This is a genomic window from Klebsiella pneumoniae, assembly GCF_000742135.1.
Lineage (GTDB): Bacteria > Pseudomonadota > Gammaproteobacteria > Enterobacterales > Enterobacteriaceae > Klebsiella > Klebsiella pneumoniae.
In genome coordinates this window covers 1,620,219-1,640,978 of record NZ_KN046818.1, presented here as the reverse complement: position 1 = coordinate 1,640,978, position 20,760 = coordinate 1,620,219, and the positions used below count along the sequence as shown (strand labels likewise).

The 20,760-nt window shown below is 53.4% G+C and carries 13 protein-coding genes and 3 pseudogenes; 4 read left to right on the top strand and 12 right to left on the bottom strand.

Features of this window, described 5'->3' with window-relative positions; all coding sequences use genetic code 11:
- Positions 1 to 11: 11 nt before the first annotated feature.
- Both DR88_RS17485 and DR88_RS17490 read right to left on the bottom strand, forming a co-directional pair.
- Positions 12 to 800, bottom strand: coding sequence for an AraC family transcriptional regulator (locus DR88_RS17485; RefSeq protein ID WP_004183586.1), 789 nt, complete (start codon positions 798 to 800; stop codon positions 12 to 14).
- Positions 801 to 817: 17 nt separating this feature from the next.
- Entirely contained in the window at positions 818 to 1,372 is a 555-nt protein-coding gene (locus tag DR88_RS17490; protein ID WP_025860810.1) for a YbhB/YbcL family Raf kinase inhibitor-like protein, read from the bottom strand.
- A gap of 190 nt (positions 1,373 to 1,562) precedes the next feature.
- On the opposite strand from DR88_RS17490, the gene rlmI reads away from it, so the two are divergent.
- Positions 1,563 to 2,765, top strand: a complete 1,203-nt coding sequence (gene rlmI / locus DR88_RS17495; protein WP_025860808.1) for a 23S rRNA (cytosine(1962)-C(5))-methyltransferase RlmI — start codon at positions 1,563 to 1,565, stop codon at positions 2,763 to 2,765.
- A 59-nt stretch (positions 2,766 to 2,824) separates the two neighbouring features.
- Complete coding sequence (hspQ, locus tag DR88_RS17500; RefSeq protein ID WP_002898441.1) at positions 2,825 to 3,142, top strand: heat shock protein HspQ; 318 nt, start codon at positions 2,825 to 2,827, stop codon at positions 3,140 to 3,142.
- Between the two features lie 42 nt (positions 3,143 to 3,184).
- Here the strand turns inward: hspQ and DR88_RS17505 are convergent, their stop codons facing one another.
- From DR88_RS17505 to DR88_RS31720, 9 genes and pseudogenes are all read right to left on the bottom strand, one after another.
- Complete coding sequence (locus DR88_RS17505; RefSeq protein ID WP_023302564.1) at positions 3,185 to 4,060, bottom strand: hypothetical protein; 876 nt, start codon at positions 4,058 to 4,060, stop codon at positions 3,185 to 3,187.
- A 146-nt stretch (positions 4,061 to 4,206) separates the two neighbouring features.
- A pseudogene (locus DR88_RS17510) lies at positions 4,207 to 7,340 on the bottom strand (glycosyltransferase).
- Positions 7,341 to 7,393: 53 nt separating this feature from the next.
- The gene (locus DR88_RS17515) at positions 7,394 to 8,614 is read right to left on the bottom strand and encodes an HlyD family type I secretion periplasmic adaptor subunit (RefSeq protein WP_004141638.1); all 1,221 of its coding nucleotides are present in this window, start codon (positions 8,612 to 8,614) and stop codon (positions 7,394 to 7,396) included.
- Positions 8,611 to 10,758, bottom strand: coding sequence for a type I secretion system permease/ATPase (locus DR88_RS17520; protein WP_004147865.1), 2,148 nt, complete (start codon positions 10,756 to 10,758; stop codon positions 8,611 to 8,613). The genes DR88_RS17515 and DR88_RS17520 overlap by 4 nt, the downstream gene beginning before the upstream one ends.
- Entirely contained in the window at positions 10,755 to 12,191 is a 1,437-nt protein-coding gene (locus tag DR88_RS17525) for a TolC family outer membrane protein (RefSeq protein ID WP_032443825.1), read from the bottom strand. The genes DR88_RS17520 and DR88_RS17525 overlap by 4 nt, the downstream gene beginning before the upstream one ends.
- A 168-nt stretch (positions 12,192 to 12,359) precedes the next feature.
- Positions 12,360 to 14,147 (bottom strand): annotated as a pseudogene (locus DR88_RS17530) (cadherin-like domain-containing protein); the annotation flags it as partial.
- Between the two features lie 11 nt (positions 14,148 to 14,158).
- Positions 14,159 to 15,387, bottom strand: a protein-coding gene (locus DR88_RS0125395; protein ID WP_085956323.1) for an IS3 family transposase whose coding sequence is annotated in 2 segments (ribosomal slippage) — positions 14,159 to 15,072 and positions 15,072 to 15,387 — 1,230 coding nt in all. Because the reading frame shifts where the segments join, the coding sequence is not laid out codon by codon here.
- Between the two features lie 90 nt (positions 15,388 to 15,477).
- Positions 15,478 to 16,713: pseudogene (locus tag DR88_RS31725) on the bottom strand (Ig-like domain-containing protein); the annotation flags it as partial.
- A gap of 362 nt (positions 16,714 to 17,075) precedes the next feature.
- Complete coding sequence (locus DR88_RS31720; RefSeq protein ID WP_128972058.1) at positions 17,076 to 18,824, bottom strand: Ig-like domain-containing protein; 1,749 nt, start codon at positions 18,822 to 18,824, stop codon at positions 17,076 to 17,078.
- A 60-nt stretch (positions 18,825 to 18,884) separates the two neighbouring features.
- On the opposite strand from DR88_RS31720, the gene DR88_RS0125385 reads away from it, so the two are divergent.
- Positions 18,885 to 19,582, top strand: a protein-coding gene (locus tag DR88_RS0125385; protein ID WP_171893191.1) for an IS1 family transposase whose coding sequence is annotated in 2 segments (ribosomal slippage) — positions 18,885 to 19,134 and positions 19,134 to 19,582 — 699 coding nt in all. Because the reading frame shifts where the segments join, the coding sequence is not laid out codon by codon here.
- 149 nt (positions 19,583 to 19,731) lie between these two features.
- Here DR88_RS0125385 and DR88_RS17540 read toward each other — a convergent pair.
- A complete protein-coding gene (locus tag DR88_RS17540; protein ID WP_004144085.1) occupies positions 19,732 to 20,145 on the bottom strand; it encodes a CoA-binding protein in 414 nt (137 codons plus the stop codon).
- 154 nt (positions 20,146 to 20,299) lie between these two features.
- Between DR88_RS17540 and mgsA the strand changes: the two genes are divergently transcribed.
- Entirely contained in the window at positions 20,300 to 20,758 is a 459-nt protein-coding gene (mgsA, locus tag DR88_RS17545) for a methylglyoxal synthase (protein ID WP_025861647.1), read from the top strand.
- Positions 20,759 to 20,760: the final 2 nt, after the last annotated feature.

Sequence of the window (20,760 nt, the reverse complement as noted above, 5' to 3'; positions counted from 1 at the left end):
AGCAAATTCGCTCAGCGTACATGCTTCGGCAGTAAACCATAATGCTGACGGAAGCGCGCGGTAAAGCGCGATCCCGACTGATATCCGCTGTTCTGCGCAATTTCGCCTATTGGCCGCGAGGTGGTCTGCAGCTGCCCCAGGGCGTGGGCCATCCGCACCTCCTCGACGATCTGGCGAAAACTCTGCGATTCCTGCTGCAGCCGACGGCGCAGCGTGGACTCGCCGAGAAAGAGCATTTTCGCCACCCGCGACACGCTCCATGCCTGCGCCGGCGACAGCATAATCAGCTGCCGCACCTGCGCCGACAGATCCTGCTGCCGCTCGACGAGCAGCGGGCCCGCATAGCCAGCCTCATGCAGGGCCAGCAGCAGCCCCATGGTCTGGTGCTGCTGCAGCGCGACGGACAATCCCTCCCGCACCGCCTGCAGAACGCTTTGCCACATAAACGCCAGCTCTGTCGTCACCGGTGCGCAGAGCGAGGTCAGGCGCCCTGGCGGTGGTTCGCTGAGATAACGAGTCTTAAACCTCGTCAGCAGCTCGGGCGTCAGCGATAGCAGATCGGAGCAAAAGAGGCCATTCTCCGGCTGGTTAATCACCTCCAGTTCCACGTCAGCTGGCAAAACAATCAGCTGTTGCGGAGTCGCCAGCACCCGGCTCTCCCCTTGCACAATCACTTTGCTGCCGCGTTTCACCCGACAGAGCGCCGGGGAGAACAGCCGCACGCGATGCAGTCTGCATAGCCGTCGGGTGGTGATCTCCGCCGCGGTTAAGGCGTTATGCTGAAAGTGGATACTCTCCATCAGACCGACCTTTTATTTTAACGCCCGGCCATCGCCGTCAACTGTGCGCTGGCGAGAGCATGGCTATGTAACAGATAGCCGACCAGCGCCCCGCTGGCCCCGGCATCCACCGGCAGCGTGGGGACATCCAGCGCCCATACCGTAAAGCGATAGCGGTGCGGTTTATCTCCCGCCGGCGGACAGGCGCCGCCGAAGCCGGCATAGCCAAAATCGTTGCGGCCCTGGACCGCTCCGCCCGGCAGTGTAGCGCTGTTTTTATCTCCCGCGCCAGCGGGCAGCGAAAAGACGCTGCTGGCGATATTGACCACCGTCCAGTGCCACCAGCCGCTGCCGGTAGGCGCATCGGGATCCCGGACGGTGACCGCGAGGCTGCGCGTGCCCGCCGGGGCGTTTTTCCATGTCAGCTGCGGAGAGACATTGCCTCCGGTACAGCCGAAACCGGCAAACCAGTGCTGCTGGGCCAGCGGCTGCCCGTCACGCATATCATTGCTGCTTACGCTAAACGGCGCGGCCATCGCGCCGCTGCTCACAGCCGCTACCATCGCCACAGCCATGCGGATACCTGTTTTCATCGTCTGCTCCTCGTTGGGGTGAGAAAACAGGGTATGAGAGTCCGCACCAGCTGAATGTGCCGAAGCGCCTGCATTTTGTGCCGAAACGCTCACCTGTGCCAGCCGGGCGAAAGATGCTTGCGTGCGCCAGGTGTGCTAATCTACGCGCCATTTTTCGGTGCCGACATTCCCGTTGCTTAAAGGTAGCCCCATGACAGATTCCCTATTCCCCCGCTTAGTGTTAGCCAAAGGACGCGAGAAATCCCTGCTGCGTCGCCATCCGTGGATATTCTCCGGCGGCGTCGCCCGCATGGAAGGTAAAGCCCGCAGCGGTGAAACCATCGATATCGTTGACCATCAGGGAAAATGGCTGGCCCGCGGCGCTTACTCGCCGTCGTCGCAGATCCGCGCCCGCGTGTGGACCTTCGACCGCAATGAAGCCATCGATAGCGCCTTCTTTGAACGCCGTCTGCAGCAGGCGCAAACCTGGCGTGCCTGGCTGGCCGAGCGCGATGGCCTCGACAGCTACCGCCTGATCGCCGGCGAGTCCGATGGCCTGCCGGGCGTCACTATCGACCGCTTTGGCAACTTTTTCGTGCTGCAGCTGCTCAGCGCAGGCGCCGAATACCAGCGCGCCGCCATCATCAGCGCCCTGCAGAACCTGTTCCCGGACTGCGCCATTTACGATCGCAGCGATGTCGCCGTGCGTAAAAAAGAGGGACTGGAGCTGGCCCAGGGGCCGGTGGTGGGCGAACTGCCCCCGGCGCTGCTGCCGATCACCGAGCACGGCATGAAGCTGTTAGTCGATATCCAGGGCGGGCACAAGACCGGCTACTACCTCGACCAGCGCGACAGCCGCCTGGCCACCCGCCGCTATGTCGCGGATAAACGGGTGCTGAACTGCTTCTCCTACACCGGCGGCTTTGCGGTGTCGGCGCTGATGGGCGGCTGCCGCCAGGTCACCAGCGTGGATACCTCGCAGGAGGCGCTCGACGTTGCCCGCCAGAACGTGGAGATCAACGGACTGGATCTGTCCAAAGCGGTGTTTGTGCGCGACGACGTGTTCAAACTGCTGCGTAAATACCGCGATCAGGGAGAGAAATTCGACGTGATCGTGATGGATCCGCCGAAGTTCGTGGAAAATAAAAGCCAGCTGATGGGCGCCTGCCGCGGCTATAAAGATATCAATATGCTGGCGATCCAGCTGCTGAACCCCGGCGGCGTGCTGCTGACATTCTCCTGCTCCGGGCTGATGACCACCGATTTATTTCAGAAAATCATCGCCGATGCCGCAATTGATGCCGGGCGTGATGTACAATTTATAGAACAGTTCCGTCAGGCTGCCGACCACCCGGTGATCGCAACCTACCCGGAAGGGCTGTATCTGAAGGGGTTTGCCTGTCGCGTCATGTAACTTGAAAAACGAAACATGAGCCTCATATAGGGAGTATTCATGTTTCCCAGGAGGTGCCTATGATAGCCAGCAAATTCGGTATCGGCCAACAGGTCCGCCATACGCTCTTGGGCTACCTGGGCGTCATCGTCGATGTCGATCCCGAGTATTCGCTCGCGGAGCCGGAAGAGGATGAAATTGCCGCCAATGACGAATTGCGCGCGGCGCCTTGGTACCATGTGGTGATGGAAGATGATGATGGCCAGCCGATTCACACCTATCTGGCAGAAGCGCAGCTGAGCAGCGAAACCCGCGACGAACACCCGGAACAGCCGTCCCTTGACGAACTGGCCAAAACGATTCGTCAGCAGCTGCAGGCGCCAAGGTTGCGTAACTAGCCTACCCACGCCGCCCTGATGGGCGGCGTTTCGTTTTATATTCTATTTTTTCTCTGCCACCGCGGCGGCCAACGCCTGACAGATTGCCTCATTAAATTGCGGACTGCGCTGCTGAGCTTCAGACCAGCGGATGTTCGCCTGATTTAACTGCCGCGACTGTGCCGCGCTGCCCTGCGCCAACTGATTAAAAAACGGCGCTAGCATTGCTCCCCCCTTTACTTCCTGCGCTATTAAAACTGGCGAACCGTCGCTGTAACGAAAACGCTGTGCTGCGGCGGGGATAGCGACATCAGCAAAATGTGCTTGCGCAAAGCTCGCCCAGTAATTCGCGGCGTTATAACCGCGGGTAAAATTACTGTCGCAATGAGGAAGCGGAGAGAGCCGCCGGGTATTTTTCTCAGGCGCTTTAAAGCTGTTCTCCATCCATCGCGCCATTCCCTCCAGATACCACTTTTGTTTAAAAACGGCATAGCCATACTGATAAAGATGGAAAAATTCATGAGCTGGCGTAATGTTACGCGCCGGTTCCAGCGCGGCATTCAATACAAACTTTAAACCGCAAGGCAGCTGCCTGCCGTCACTCATCGTTTCTGCCGCCACGCGATCGAAGGCCAAACCATTTCCTTTCGGCAGTTGCAGCACATAGACATTGATTTGCCTGGCCTGAGCATAGATCTTTTGCTGTAACGGAAAGCGAAGGCCAAGCACACTGGAATAGAGGTATTTAGCGGCCTGTAGTTGCCCGGCAATATCTTTGATACTGTCAGGGACGCCACTGCCTGAGCTGTCGTACTGATATTTGAGGGCGTCTCGCCCTTGCAGGCTATAAAAAATATGGAAATCATCTTCAACATATTCTTTTTCGAGACGATGATTAAGTAATATCGAACCTTTGACGCAGCGGGATTCCTGCACCATTTCATCGGCCGCCGCGGACGGCAAACAAAACACCGCTGACAGATAAATTGCGCACCATACCGCTCCTGCTCTGCTATATCGCAAGGTACCGCCTCTTTGGATGTAACCCGCCCCGGTAAAAGAGTTTTACCGGGGCAGAAACGTTCTTACACGACACGTTGTTTGAGCGAAGCCACATTGAGTGGCTTCTCCTCCTGCTCCTTCATTCGCTGCTCATTGTGCTGTAACCAGCTTTCCCAGCGCCCGGCTATCGCGGTAGCGTAATAACGGCGCGCATTGCGGATAGCGGCGGCCTGCATCTCTTTTTGTAGCGCCTTATCGGAAATAACCCGAACTAAGGCCGCGGCCAACGCCTCTTCGTCGCCGTAAGGCACCAGAATCCCGGCCTGGCGGTCCTGCAGAATATCGCGCGGCCCATATTTAATAGCAAAACTAATTAACGGCGTGCCGTAGACCATGGCCTCGACCGCCGACAGAGATTGCCCCTCCTGATTTGAACAGAGGACCGTACAGCAAGCGTGTCGATGAACGGCAGCAATATCCGAGGTAAATCCGTTGATTTTTATCACGTCTTCTAATCCCCACGCCTTAACCTGGTCGCTAAGTTTACGGCGAAGCGGGCCGACGCCATAAGTATGGAGCCGCGCATCGGGACGTTGTGCGGACACTTTACGGAATGCGTTGAACAGCGTCAGATGCTGCTTTTCTTCTGAATAACGCGCCAGGTAAATGACCGTTTCTGAGGGCTCCTTTTGCGGGTTAACCGGAATTTTGCTGTCATCCATATGGTTGGGAATGACCACAAGGCGAGCGCCGGGGATCCCCTCTTGCTGTAAATCTTGCCATTGTTCGTCGGTGAGTACGATTAACCGATCCACCAGTTGCGGTTGTTCCAGTAAATGACGGTAAGAAGCTTTTATCCCGCCGTTTAGCAATTGATGATGAGAGTGGATGACCGCGCTAACCGTGCAGTTCATCCGCTGTGCCGGTTGCGAACAGACAAAATCTTTCCACGCTTTGTTTTTATCGACGATAAAATGCCAGTTGCCCGCTGCGGGCAGCATCATTTCCAGCATCCAGGAGAAAAACGCTTCCTGTTGGTTAAAGGATTTGACCTCCCCGCCCGGCAAAGCGACATCCATGCGGATAATCTGCAGATTCGCTTTCTTGATATCAAAATATTTACGCAGCAACACGTTTCCTGCGCTATCGACGTAATCTTCCACCAATTGCCCCTGCGGGCGTAATTGATAATTATTTTTACCGATTGGCGCCTCTGCTTTCGGCACAACGGTCTGACGAAGCTCAACCTCCCCTTTCAGCCCGGGAAGCGGGACGATCTTCCCCGCACTCAGGCACGACGCTAATGCATTGTAGAGGTTATAAACCGGCACCGCTTCCGGCAACGCTCCCCGCGCCTTCAACGCTTTTACCGCATCGTTAAGGTCTGGGTTCCAGACGGCGGTGATAAGCCACGGGACGGTGTGTAAATGTTCAACAAACAGCCTTGCTCGCCGGGTAGCCGCAACCTCAATACCATTCCCCACGTCGCGCAGATTCTCTAACAAAAAAAGGGTCGTTCCCCGAGGCGCGGGCGGCGCCGCGATTGGCGATTGCTGACGTTTGCTGGCTGCCTGAAAATACTTCTGATAAGCGATATAACCTGACAGATAGTGCTCTACATCATCAATTCGAACACGATAGCTATGGTGACGAATAAAGAAACTATTAACGATACGCGCAGGATTTTTAAAAAACATCGCCAGCTCTGGCCAGAAGAAACCATCCAGTAAATAACGCGCCCGCGCCTCCAGGGCCTGGTAAAATTTGTCTTTATCAAAGTCGTCGAGCAAATGGCGCTGTGTGGTAGAGGCCTCCAGGCGCGCAATCATTTCCGCCGCCGCCATCATTAACTCCAGTAGCGTTGGATAGGTTGTTACCCGTTGCAGCACGAAATCCAGATGATCGCGCACGTTGTCCAGCCCGAAGCGGAAATAACGCTCCTCCGGGCGAAAACGCGTTAATTCGTTAACGCAATAGCTCAACCAGTGATCGTGATGCTGCCAGTGTTTTTGTCGAATGAAGTATTCAAATGCTTTCTCCACCATAACCAGCCACTGCGGCGCCAACGTCAAGCTATACAAGCCCATTAAGGCGAAAGCCGCCTCACCGTCGTAATAGATGATGCGATGTTTGGCTTTCAATGAGAGGTCGTGGCTGTTAAGGACATGAACAAACTCACCGCTTTGCGCGTCCTGCATAAATGCAATTCCAGTGGCCAGTTGCGACAACAAGTCCAGATATTGTCGATCGCCCGTCGTTTCGGTGTATTTCACCAGCGCCAGAATACTGACGGCATTACCGCCAAGTTTAATTTCATTTTCGACATCACAAAGAAACGCAGCCTGTCGTCCATCAGCAAGCGTACGAACAGAAATAAGATTATTGACCAGGTAAGCAATCGCCCGATCGATCGCCTGACGAAGGTGCGGTTGCTTAGTCGCCTCCCACCCCTCAATCAGCGAATAGGTTGAGCTGGCATGGCGTAAAGCATTATAGGATCGCACAGGACGGTCAAAGCAGGGAAACCATCCGTAATAATAGAGTCCGTCTTTTTTGACCTGACGAGCCAGATAATCGCTCCCCTTTTTAATAACCTCGGGCAGATAATTTTTTTGCCATTCATCACCGATAACGCGGTAGCCGGAACTGCGACCAGTATGTTCGATGAGTTTAGCGCCGTTACGATCGCAGAATACTGAACGCGTTTTAAACCGCCATAGTATCTGCTGAGGTTCGCTCGGCCAGTTCAAACTGCGCTTAAATCGGCGTTGACCATAATTTTCCAGATTGATGTCATTTGGCGCCGCTACGCCATTGTCCCCATCATAAAGTAAAGCATTCGCCGCAATTTCCTGTTCAAGGATCGCTTGCGTAAATTGTGTATCAAAAGAGATGCCGAAGCGAAAATAATTGCGTTTGGTGATATTGAGTTTCTTTAATAGATTTTCCCACGTTAGCTTTTCTACGCTATCGACAATATCAATTCGTAACCATTGGGTTTCATTATCTTGCTTTTTACGCCACTCCTGCAGCGCTCTGGCCCCGGCTAGCCAGGCTTGACAAAGCTGGCTGCTGTCGAAACATGGACATGCGCACGCTGCTTACCGTCACTGACGCTAAAAAAGATGACCCACCCAGGATAATCAGCAGGCAATGCGGTCGTTTTTAATGGTTTGCACTGAAAGCAAGCCTGTTGTAATAAATCGCTCAATGCCATCTCAAATCTCCATTCGTTGAAAATTCACCAAACATAAAGCTAACTAGCAGGTGTTACCTTTCTCTCAGCGCTTCTTTTGCCCTATTAAATGGTTTCACCAAATAATCCATAACTGTCTTCTCTCCGGTTTTAATATCAACCGTAGCGATCATCCCTGGACCTATTAAAAAACGCTTACCGCGTTTATTTTCCAGATAGTTATGATCGGTACGGATAAACACCCGATAATAGTAAACATCAGGTTTTGCCTCGTCCTGAATCGTGTCGGGAGATATCGTTTCGACAACACCATTGAGGGCGCCATAGATGGCATAATCATAGGCGGTAATTTTCACCAGCGCCTTCTGATCGGGATGAATAAATGCAATATCGCGCGGAGAAATCCGCGCTTCGATCAACAATCGACCATCAATGGGGACGATATCCATCAGTTCACCGTTAGGCGCGATAACCCCGCCGATGGTATTCACTTTGATATTTTTGACGATCCCCTGCACCGGTGAGCGCACGGTCAATCGAGCCACTGAATCTGCCCGGCCCTTAATCACTTCGGCAAGGCTGGCGACATCCGCATTGGCTTTTGACAACTGCTCGCGGGCATCAACATAGTAGCGAGTGTTGAGGTCAATTTTCTTTAGCTCAATATCGGCAGCCTGCTGGCGTAAACGAAGCACTTCAACATTACTGGCCGCACCGGTCTTAGCCAGCTTTTCATTTATCGCCAGCTCACTATTGACCAGCGATAACGACTGCTCCAGTTGCCGCATAGACTTCGTTAGCTGCTCCCTGCGACTGTGATAGAGGCGAGTTTCTTCCGCCAGTAGCCCCGGCCAGGCCTTCAGCGATGGTGGAAAAATCAGCGGTTGGTTGTTCACCTCGGCGGTCAGGCGAATGCTTGCGGCTAATGACGCGCGATATTTTGCCTGACTTTCGCCAACATTGGATTCACTGCGGGTCGGATCCAATCGTGCGACCACCTGGCCCGCGGCGACACGGCTGCCTTCGCGAACGTTCAGCTCAGTTAAGATCCCGCCATCGAGCGTTTGCAACACCTGTTCGCGCGAGCTGGGGATCACTTTTCCGGTCCCGGTGGATACTTCATCAAGCGTGGCAAACCACGCCCAAACGCCTGTGACCACCAGCAGTAGCGCCAGTAAAGCGATCAGGCGGCGCGATTTAACCAGCTCGGCCTCATCACGCTCGTTATCAGCCATCGCAGCAACCGGATCGAGTTCCTTTACCAACGGGAAAATCGCAGCAGTGGGCTTATTCATATGTTCACCACCTGAGCACGCGCTTTTTCTTGCTCAAATACCGTCGCTTTAGGCTTATCCAGCGCCAGCTGCCCGTCCTGAATAACCAGTATACGATCGACGATATTGAGCACCGCCGCTTTGTGAGTGGCGATGATTAACGTACGCTCTCCTGCCCAACGGGCCAGCTGCTCGACAAACGCTTTTTCTGTTCGTTCATCAAAGAATGAGGTGGGTTCATCCAGCAGAATAATATTGGGATCGCGGATGAGCGCTCGAGCCAGCAGCAGTGACTGCCGCTGCCCGCCGGAAAGCCCAAGCCCTCCCTCCATCACCAGATGTTCAAGCCCCATAGGCAGTTTGTTGACAAACTCCAGCGCACCGCACAGCTCCAGCACTTTCACCAGTTCATCATCGCTCGCCATAGGCCGTCCCAGGGTCACATTTTCCCTTAATGTCCCATGAAATAACCGAGCCTCCTGCGTCAGTAGCGTGGCATTACGGCGAATATCCGCCAGATCGATTTGCGGCAGCGAAAGATCGTCAAGCCTTAGTTCGCCTGACGTCAACTCAACATTACCCATCATTGCCTGCAAAAGCGTTGATTTCCCGGCGCCAATGCGCCCCAGAACAGCTATTTTTTCCCCGGCTTTGATAGAAAGCTGTTTAATTCGCAGCGGTGCGGGGCCATTGTCTTTGCCGTAACGAAACTCGGCGTTGCGAAATTCATAATTACCGTGCAGAACCGCTCGATGGATCCGCGGCTCATCCAGCCCCCCTTCTACCGGCAGCGCCATTAAATTATCCAGGCTTGCTTTAGCTACTTTCACCTGCTGCCAGCGAGCCAGTACCCCGCAGAGCGCCGTCATCGGAGCAACCATTCGACTGGACAGCATCGATGCCGCCACCATGGCGCCGGTCGTGATGTCGCCATTAATCACCAGCGGCGCCCCAACGGCCACTACGGTGGCATACAACAGGTTCTGGATCGACATGCCCCAGCTCACCAGCCCATGAGTGACTTTTCGGGTTTGAACTCCCGATTCCGCAGTAATCGCCACATAGCTGTTCCATTGTTGCAGAAAGCGACTTTCTGCCTGCATCATTTTTATATCCGGCAGGCCCTGAATGCTTTCCACCAAAATGGCGTAGCGTAGCGTGCTTTCATGCTGATTTTTATTTGCCAGCTCAGCCAGTTTTTTCTGCAGTAACAATCCCGGTAACAGCATCAGGATAGTCGCAACAGGCGCGATCCAACTCAGCCATGGCGAGACGATAAATAGCACAAGCTGAAAAAGCAGGAAAAAAGGTAAATCGGCAATGACCGTCATCATGGTCGAGGTCATCATTTCCCGTACCTGCTCTAGCTCGCGAATCTGGGAAATAAAGCTGCCCGTCGAGCGCGGCACCGCGGTATTTTTCAGCCGTAATGCGTGACCAAATACGCGATCGGAGATACGAATATCCCCACGTTTTCCCAGCAGGTCGGTCACGTGACCGCGGGTAATTTTCAGAACAAAATTGAACACTGCGGCAATTAATACGCCGCTAAACAAGACATATAACGTGGGATAGGATTGGGCCGGAATTACCCGATCATATACCTGCATGGAAAACAGGATACCGGCTAATGCCAAAATATTGATCGCCAGCGACGCCAGCATGACATGTGTATAGGGACGCCAATCTTTTAAAACGATCTTACGTAACCAGTCCGGCTGGAAGCGTGTGAGGTAGCTTTCAGTTCTAATATCTTTCTCCGGCGAGGCCGGACGAAAAGCCACAGTGAATTCAATTTCATCTAACAAGGAGTCAAGCGGACAGTGGCTTAGTAATGTAAGCTCTTTGACAAAACGGATCCCGACTGAGTTATGTAGATCGAAGCTTTCAATAATGCCAATCTGGCCATCTTTGAGCTGTACCACAAGCGGCAGCCGCCAGGCCGACATTTTCCGGTCATTGCCATTAAGAAATTGGCAATGCAATCCGGCATGACGGCATAAATGTTTAAGCGCATCAGGCAGCGTTTTTTGCGTCGCCCACTCCGCCGCGGCATGAAGCGTCCCCGGTGAGTAACTTTGCCGATAATGGCTGGCGACAAAAGCCATAGCGTTAGCCCAATCCTGTAAATGCGGAATATCGCTGCGCTGGGGTTGTTCGCTCATGGTTGAATCTCCACGCCCTGAATTCTTTGGTTATCCAGAGCAAAAACGGCGCGCATTTTCCCTGTACTGAACAGACAGTCCAGTTCCAGATTTCGCAGTTGCGCTTCAGTTAATACCTGATTAAATTGCGCCTGATAAATTTCCTGATCGACGTTAAGCAGGTCGAGTAACGGACGCGTGCCGAGCTGTAAATATTGATCCTGATACAGGGCGCGGGTTTGTTCGCCAAGCAATTGCTGGCGGCGCTGGATGGCGATAGATTGTTTCAGGTTTACCGCCTCGTCGCGGGAGGCGCTCAACTTCTGGCTGGCATCGAGTTGCGCGTTTCTGATCCCGGCATTCGCCGCAGATAGCGTTTGCTGCGCCGCTTCGCGGGAAGCCGTTAGCGCGCCGCCCTGGTAGATCGGCATTTCTACTTTGACCCATGCCGAATACTGCGTTTTATTTAATACCGCGCTGTTGGCGTAATTATCATTGAGGTAATGCGTTACCTGAGGTTCCAGCGAGATTGTAGGCAACATTTGCGCGGTGGCATTATCTACCTGGGCTTGTGCCTGTGTAGCCTGGGCCAAAGCGGCGAGCACCGCTGGTACGGTTCGATAATCGATTTTACTAACGGCGCAGGCGGCATCCATAGCCTGCGGTACGCTTTCGGTTACGGAGGTAATACTTCCGAGACCAAGATACGTCGCCAGCGTTGCCTTCCAGCGCTCAAGCGCTGCCTGATACTGGATAAGCGTCGCCTGCGCGCCCTCAACGCGGGTATCCGTCTGCACAACATCAGAAAGCGATGTCGCCCCGGCGTCGTTGCGCTGGCGAATAAGATCGCCAATATGCTTTAACGAATCGACCTGGGCCTGGGCTATTTTCACGAGCTTTTGATAACCCTGCAGCTGTACCACTGCACCCGCGGTATCATGAGCCACCTGATCGATATTAAGCATGACCATCGCCTGCTGTTGGGCAACGGCAGCGTCCGCCGCTCTCACCGAACTGGAGACTTTGCCAAAGTCGTACAGCATTTGCGAAACAGAGACAACTAATGAGGGGGAATATCCAGAATCAGAGTAGGTGTTACTGTACCCATTATTCATACCCGCATTAACCTGCGGATAATATTTGGCTTTCGCTACATCCACTTTTTGCACCTGCTCCTGAAGTTTACTCACCTGTTGATTGATAGCAGGATGCCAATTGACTGCTGATTTTACTGCGGTAGCAATATCCAGTGGACCGGCAAGATGACTTTCAGGGTTGATAAGCTCTTCGCTATATCCGGCGACCTGCTGAGTATCGTTTAACCTCTGGGTGCTGATGCTGGTGGGCGGAAAAGAAAGCTCCTCTGCGTCAACCGTTAATACCACGCAGATTGACAGGAAAATAGTGCTGCAGCTGTAAACGCTGACCATCCCTTTTTTTTGAAATAGACGCATAAAATTACCCTTCAGAAAGCACACTGAAAATATGGATATACTCTTTCCGCATCATTCTTTTTATTTAACGATAGCCCGTCGTTCCCCGATTGGTTTTTCCTTATCCCCTTTCGCGACAAAAAATCGTAACGGCAGCACCTCCCTGTGCCGCCATTCTCATCGACTTATTTAGTTCGAGTTATTGGTATCAATTAGCTCATCGAGCGAATTGATATGGACCCCCTGTAGCGTAATCAACGTCGCAGGTTGATGGGTGTTTCCACCCGTTCCATCGCGATCAATAGACACCACGGTGTTTCCGCCGACATAACTCAGAGTAATATAGTTACCCAACGTATCGCTGGAACCATTCCAGCCGACCAACAGCGCCGAAACATCGATATGATCTCCCTGGGCGACCGAGAAATCGCTCCAGATATCGCTACCGTTGCCTCCGGTGTTGTCATCCGCCAGCAGGTTGTAAACCAGCGTATCGGCTCCCACACCCATGCTGAAGGTGTCATCGTAAGCGGTACTATGAACGCTATCGTCATTGACGCTGCCGGCGATCTGCGGGTGCAGATCGATCGTCAGATTCGCCGTCGAACTGCCGCCATCACTACTGATAAGGGTATAAGTAAATGTCTCCTTAGACGTTATTGCATCGGTATTCACACCCCCGTTCAACTGATAGGTGTAACCACCTTGCCCATTAATGGTCAGGATCCCGTATTCACCATACAGCACCGCATTTCCATTAGATGCGCTGGTTCCCGTATCGTTAGTTACTGTGCCATCAGAATGGAAGGTCCAGTTGGTCGCGATACCCAGATTGTTTTCGCCACTTATCGTAAAGCCGCTATGCAGCGAACCAAGCGTGTCTGGTGTTCCATTCGCATCGGAACCGTCGAGAATATTCCCTGCCACAGATTGCCCGACCGTCAGATGCGCATCGGTAAGGATCTCTGTTCCTGCTACGCTCGCTGACAGGTTGTAGGACAACGCCGTGCCGGCATGCATCGTATGACTAATACTCAGAGTATAATCACCTGCCGCCAGTTGTAGCGGGATGCCGCCGTTAACCATGTTCAGCGTCACAGTATCCGTATCGGATGACGGGCTAAGGAGAGAACCATCCAGAGCCATCGTCAGAGAACTCGTCCACACCGTTACATCTGTTGTGACACCGCCAACAGTGACATGATGAATAAGAGTGACCGTCCCAGAAAGATCGCCATTCAGTAGTGAGAGACCACTGGTTCGGTTACCACTCAAGTTGAGAGTGATAGATGCTCCATCCACCTCCCGGCCTTCAGCAATGGTAAAGTTCTGACTGGTGACTTTCGCCGCCGATGTCGCATTAGCCGCTACTGCCGTATTTGGCACTGCAAGATTGCTGACGCTTTGCGTCCAGGTAACCGACTGCATTGCCGTTGCCGCCGACAGGGAGGCGATATCATCAACCGCTACCGGTGGCGTTGACTCAATGTTCATCGTCAGCGTAGTCGACGATGTATGACCCAGCCCATCCGTTATCGTGTAGGTGAAGACATCACTCTGACCCACCCCTGTTGTTCCATTAGCATGGTAACTATAACTACCGTCAGACTTAATTATCAGAGTACCGTATGTACCGTTAATCGTGACGCCGCCGGCAGTGACTGTTTCGATCTGCGATCCAAACTGAATGCTGCTTACGGTAATTTCATTACCTGTATCGCCAACATCGCCATCGCTATCGGTGTGCAGAACATTCCCCGTCACGTATTTAGTCGAATCTGTCACCTCCATACTAATGCTGGTGCCCAAATTCAGATTCAGTATCGAACCAATCAATCCTTCAGTAGTCGGCGACGAAATAACAACCATGTAGTTACCGGCGCCAATTCTTTCAAATTCCCCTCCTCCCGCGTATTCAAGGCTTAATCCAAGGAAACCTGTCGGCGTTGCTGTAATTCCATCCTTAATAACGCCGACTGGATTTGCCCCTATATTTCCAGACACCTGTTATCACTTAACCCATTACTGGCCCGCTGCCGCAGATATTCCCGTGGCGAGCGATAACCCAGCGCACTATGCGGATGCCATTCGTTATAATGCTCGAACGCCTCTGCAAGGTTCTTTGCTGCCGTTAACCCGTCTGGTTTGGGCATGATACTTATGTAGTCACGCTTTATCGTTTTCACGAAGCTCTCTGCTATTCCGTTACTCTCCGGACTCCGCACTGCCGTGTTCTTCGGTTCAAGTCCCAACATCCTGGCGAACTGACGTGTTTCATTCGCCCGGTAGCATGAACCATTATCCGTCAGCCACTCCACTGGAGACGCCGGAAGCTCGCTGCCAAAGCGGCGTTCCACTGCTCCCAGCATGACGTCCTGTACTGTTTCACTGTCGAAGCCACCCGTTGTGACCGCCCAGTGCAGTGCCTCACGGTCACAGCAGTCCAGCGCGAACGTGACCCGCAGTTTTTCTCCGTTATCACAGCGGAACTCAAACCCGTCAGAGCACCATCGCTGATTACTTTCTTTCACAGCCACTCTGCCGGTATGTGCCCGTTTCGATGGCGGTACAGCGGGTTTTCGCTCAAGCAACAGCGCATTCTGGCGCATGATCCGGTAAACACGTTTGGCATTGATCGCAGGCATACCATCAGGTTCTGTTTGTCTGCGAAGCAGCGCCCATACCCGACGATAACCATATGTGGGCAGCTCTCCGATAACATGGTGTATACGGCGAAGCACATCCGTATCATCCGTGTGACGGCTGCGGCGGCCGTCCTTCCAGTCATCGGTTCGTCTGAGAATGACGTGCAACTGCGCACGCGACACCCGGAGACAACGGCTGACGAAGCTTACTCCCCATCCCCGGGCAATAAGGGCGCGTGCGCTATCCACTTTTTTGCTCGCCCATATTCAACGGCTTCTTTAAGGAGTTCATTTTCCATCGTTTTTTTGCCGAGCAGGCGCTGGAGTTCTTTAATCTGCTTCATGGCGGCAGCAAGTTCAGAGGCAGGAACGACCTGTTCTCCGGCAGCCACAGCAGTAAGACTTCCCTCCTGGTATTGCTTACGCCAGAGAAATAGCTGGCTGGCTGCCACACCATGTTGCCGGGCAACAAGGGAGACCGTCATTCCCGGTTCAAAGCTCTGCTGAACGATAGCGATCTTTTCCTGTGTAGTACGCCGTCTGCGTTTCTCCGGCCCTAAGACATCAATCATCTGTTCTCCAATGACTAGTCTAAAAACTAGTATTAAGACTATCACTTATTTAAGTGATATTGGTTGTCTGGAGATTCAGGGGGCCAGTCTACCGACTATCTGGTTAGTGTCGGTATTGATCAGAATGAGATCCAGGGTAACGGCGCCTAGCGCGATGCTAAGGGCAGTGGACCCCGAAACGCCTAACGTCACATCCTGTTCAGTCCCTTCAGCCACGACAAACTTAAAGCCATTGGTCGGAAGCGCGACATTCACGGTATTCAGTAGCGACAGGCCCGCCACCTGAACGACATTGCCCCCCTGGATATCAAGATTATCTTCGACGTTGCCGACGTAATAAGCCTGCGTATCCGGATTAGCCTGGGCGGTCTCGACCTCCTGACCGATATTGATAGTCAGGGTGGTGGTTGATTGCAGCCCATTACCATCCGTAATGGTATAGGTAAATACATCCGCATTACCTGCCGACCCGGCCTTACCTGATGCCTGGTAGCTATAGCTGCCGTCAGCGTTAATAGTCAGTACGCCGTAAGCACCCGTTACCGATATGGTGCCGCCATTCACTGAGAAAGTCTCACCTGCAGCAGTGGTGGCCGTTACCGACGTTACCGTAAGGTCGGTACCGCTATCGGCCATATCGCCGTTATCCGATCCCTCCAGCACATTGCCTGTAACGGTACTTCCGCTATAACCGAGCGAATCGGTTACCGTTGCTTGTACAAAGGTGGCTACTCCTGCACCTGCGAGCGTGTTGATCAGGCTCACCAGAACTCCATCGGAATTTGGTGAGGATATCGCCAGCGCATAGCTACCAGCAGGCAGATTCTCAAAGGAAGCTGTTCCGCTATAGACCAACCCACCAAGCAACGTTGCGCTAATACTCACGCTTCCCGCGTCGATAGCAACTACGCGTCCAGTCGCGATATCAATCACCGACAGATCGGCTGTCAGCGTATTTCCAGCCCCCAGCAGATTGACTATCGACGTTAACAGCCCAGCCGTTGAAAGCAGAGACACGCCGCTGACATCAACCGTCATATCCTCTGTTGTGTTGTTGTCCACGTTGAAGCGGAAGCTACTGCCAGACAACAGCGACACATTAATCGTGCTCAGCAGCGAGACGCCAACCAGTTGCGAGAGATTGCCTTCAGTACCATTAAGATTGCCGTACTGCTGCACAACCTCAGAACTATTGGTATCAGGTATTGCCTCAACGGAATCCGAATCACTGTCCGAATCCGAGTCGCTGTCCGAGTCAGAATCGCTGTCCGAGTCGGAATCGGAATCACTGTCAGAATCCGAGTCGCTGTCAGAGTCAGAGTCGCTGTCCGAGTCAGAGTCGCTGTCAGAATCCGAGTCGCTGTCAGAGTCCGAATCGCTGTCGGAATCCGAATCACTGTCAGAGTCCGAGTCGCTGTCGGAATCCGAGTCGCTGTCGGAGTCAGAGTCGCTGTCCGAATCGGAGTCACTGTCAGAGTCCGAATCGCTGTCAGAGTCCGAGTCACTGTCCGAATCGGAATCGCTGTCCGAGTCGCTATCCGAATCGGAGTCACTGTCAGAGTCAGAATCGCTGTCAGAATCCGAGTCGCTGTCGGAATCAGAGTCGCTGTCGGAGTCAGAGTCGCTGTCGGAATCGGAGTCGCTGTCAGAATCCGAATCGCTGTCAGAATCGGAGTCGCTGTCGGAATCTAGACTGGCCCCCTGAATCCAGAGTCCGAATCGCTGTCAGAGTCGGAATCACTGTCCGAGTCAGAGTCGCTGTCCGAATCGGAGTCGCTGTCAGAGTCCGAATCACTGTCGGAGTCGGAATCGCTGTCAGAATCCGAGTCACTGTCAGAGTCCGAATCGCTGTCGGAATCCGAATCGCTGTCGGAGTCGGAATCACTGTCCGAGTCAGAGTCGCTGTCGGAATCCGAGTCACTGTCGCTGTCGGAATCGCTGTCCGAATCGGAGTCACTGTCGGAGTCGGAGTCGCTGTCCGAGTCAGAGTCGCTGTCAGAATCCGAATCGCTGTCAGAATCCGAGTCGCTGTCAGAGTCGGAGTCGGAGTCCGAATCACTGTCGGAGTCCGAATCGCTGTCAGAGTCGGAATCACTGTCCGAATCGGAGTCGCTGTCAGAATCCGAGTCACTGTCAGAGTCTGAGTCGCTGTCAGAGTCAGAGTCGCTGTCGGAGTCTGCATCCGCATCGGAGTCGTCGATCAGTTCAATAGTGACAACAAAGGGAGGAGATGAATCACTTGTATTACCAGCTTCATCAGTGACAACTGTTGTGAAGGAATGCTCGCCTTTAGGCAACGCTGAGGTTGTAAAACTCCAATTCCCATTTTCAGCAACTAACGCTGTACCTATTTGAATCCCTTTATCAAAAATAGTTACCGTAGATCCTGGTTCCGCAGTACCACTCAGGGTAGGAGTTGTATCGTCTGTTATTCCGCCATTACTAACTACCCCTTGCTCCTCACCGACGTTATCCGTCACCTGCAGGTCGCTGACCGGCGCCACGGTGGTGTCCACCGTGAGCACAAAGTCCGGCGAGTGGCCGCTGGTGTTCCCCGCCACATCGGTCACCGTGGTGCTGAGGCGGTGCTCCCCCTCGCCCAGCGGATCCGGAGTGAAGCGCCAGTGCCCGTCCTCATCCGCCACCGCGGTGCCCAGCACCGTGCTGCCGTCGTAAATAGTGACCGTCGCCCCGGCTTCCGCCGTCCCGCTCAGGGCCGGCGTCGCATCATTGGTCAGCCCGCCGCTGGTCAGCGGCCCGGTGTGCTGCGCCACATCATCCGTCACCTGCAGATCGCTGACCGGCGCCACGGTGGTGTCCACCGTGAGCACAAAGTCCGGCGAGTGGCCGCTGGTATGACCTTTCGTATCAGATACGGTGGTGCTAAGTGAATGTTCACCATCACTTAGTTTTGGGAGCGTAAAACTCCATTTTCCGTCAGCACCAACGACTACCTTACCCAATACAGTCGTGCCATCGTATATGGTCACTGTCGTGCCAGCCTGCGCGGTTCCGCTTATTGTCGGAGTAGCATCATTGGTCAGGCCGCCATTAGGTATACTACCGGTATGTAGCTCAACATCGTCTGTTACTGTAATGTTTTTAGCGGCGGAGAGAGGGTCGCCCCCTGGATCTGTATCCGAATCACTATCCGAATCACTGTCCGCATCAGAATCAGTATCATCGTTCGGAGAATGCGACGAATGATCTTTATCGGAAGATCCTGCAATCATCGCCCCTATACCAAGCAAAGCCGCCCCGGCCATTACCCATGGAGCAATGCTGCCACCAGAACTGCCTGCAGCTAATAATCCTGAGATATCACTGATGAGAGAATAATGGGCATCGCTGGTTCCTGCCCCTTCAAGCCACCACAGAGCCCCACTATCGTCATCTTGTAAAACTAAATCGCTATGATGCCCATTAGCATCATTCACAAAAAGGTAATGCTACCAACTTACTGATTTAGTGTATGATGGTGATTTTAAGGTGCTTGCGTGGCTTCCATTTCCATCAGATGTCCCACTTGTTCAGCTACCGAAGGCGTCGTGCGTAACGGTAAAAGCACTGCCGGACATCAGCGCTATCTCTGCTCTCACTGCCGTAAAACATGGCAAATCAGCTTCACTTACACCGCCTCTCAACCCGGTACACATCAGAAAATCATTGATATGGCTATGAATGGGGTTGGGTGCCGTGCCAGTGCCCGCATTATGGGCGTTGGCCTCAACACGATTTTACGGCACTTAAAAAACTCAGGCCGGAGCCGGTAACATCGCGCATACAACCGGGCAGTGACGTCATTGTCTGCGCGGAAATGGACGAACAGTGGGGCTACGTCGGGGCTAAATCACGTCAGCGCTGGTTATTTTACGCCTATGACAGGATGCGCAGGACGGTGGTGGCACACGTCTTTGGTGAGCGTACTCTGGCCACACTGGAGCGTCTTCTGGAGCTGCTGTCGGTATTTGATGTGGTGGTATGGATGACGGATGGCTGGCCGCTTTATGAATCACGCCTGAAGGGAAAGCTGCACGTTATCAGCAAGCGTTACACTCAGCGCATTGAGCGACATAACCTGAATCTGAGACAACATCTGGCAAGGCTGGGACGGAAGTCACTGTCGTTCTCAAAATCGGTGGAGCTGCATGACAAGGTCATCGGGCATTATCTGAACATAAAACACTATCAGTAAGTTGGAGTCATTACCCATCTTCGATAAGGTTATTTTTAACCACAGAATTATAAAGCGAATAACGAAACGTTTCGCTAACAGAAATAAATCACCCGCAATTACTCCTTAAAATAAGGGAATAAAAAACCCCGCTAACGCGGGGTTTTATTTTATTTCGCCAACCCTAGTCGCGGTAGTTCAATGGCCGGGCAGCGATCCATCACTACGCTCAATCCGGCTTCCCTGGCCAGCACCGCAGCCTGCTCATTGATCACCCCCAGCTGCAGCCATAGCGTTTTCGCGCCGATGGCTATCGCCTCCTGCGCTACGCCCCACGCCGCTTCTGAATTACGGAAGACATCAACCATGTCGACCTTTTCCGGAACGTCGGCGAGCGTCGCATACCCCTGTTGTCCCAGCAGCGTCTTGCCCGCCACCTTCGGCGAAACCGGGATAACGTGATACCCCTGATCCAGCAGATACTTCATGACCCGGTAGCTCGGACGGTCAGGCTTGTCGCTGGCTCCGACCAGCGCAATCGTCCGTGTCGAGGTCAGGATGCCAGCAATATCATTCTCTTTCATGGTTTCCTCCTGCTATTTCACTTAAGTGTATGCTAATCCGCAGCAGGGGGCCATCCAGCCTAACCCACAGATTCAGCAAAATTTTCATCCCCGATGCTTGCAGCGACAGCCACATTCAGTAATCTGTTTGCAGGTCAAAATGTGGAATGAAAATATGGAACTGACAACACGTACCCTGCCTGCGCAAAAACATATCGCGCTGGTGGCTCACGATCACTGCAAAGATATGCTGATGAAATGGGTTGCTCGCCATCAGGCGCTGCTGGCGCAACATATTTTGTATGCTACCGGCACTACCGGTAATCTCGTCTCCCGGGCTACCGGCCTGGAGGTTAATGCCATGCTGAGCGGTCCGATGGGCGGCGACCAGCAGGTGGGTGCCCTCATTTCAGAAGGCAAAATCGACGTGCTGATCTTCTTCTGGGATCCGCTGAACGCCGTTCCCCACGACCCGGATGTCAAAGCGTTGCTGCGCCTGGCCACCGTCTGGAACATTCCGGTCGCCACTAACGTCTCCACCGCTGACTTTATCATCCAGTCACCGCACTTTAATCAGCCGCTCGATATTCTGATCCCGGATTATCCACGCTATCTTGCCGAGCGCCTGAAATAATC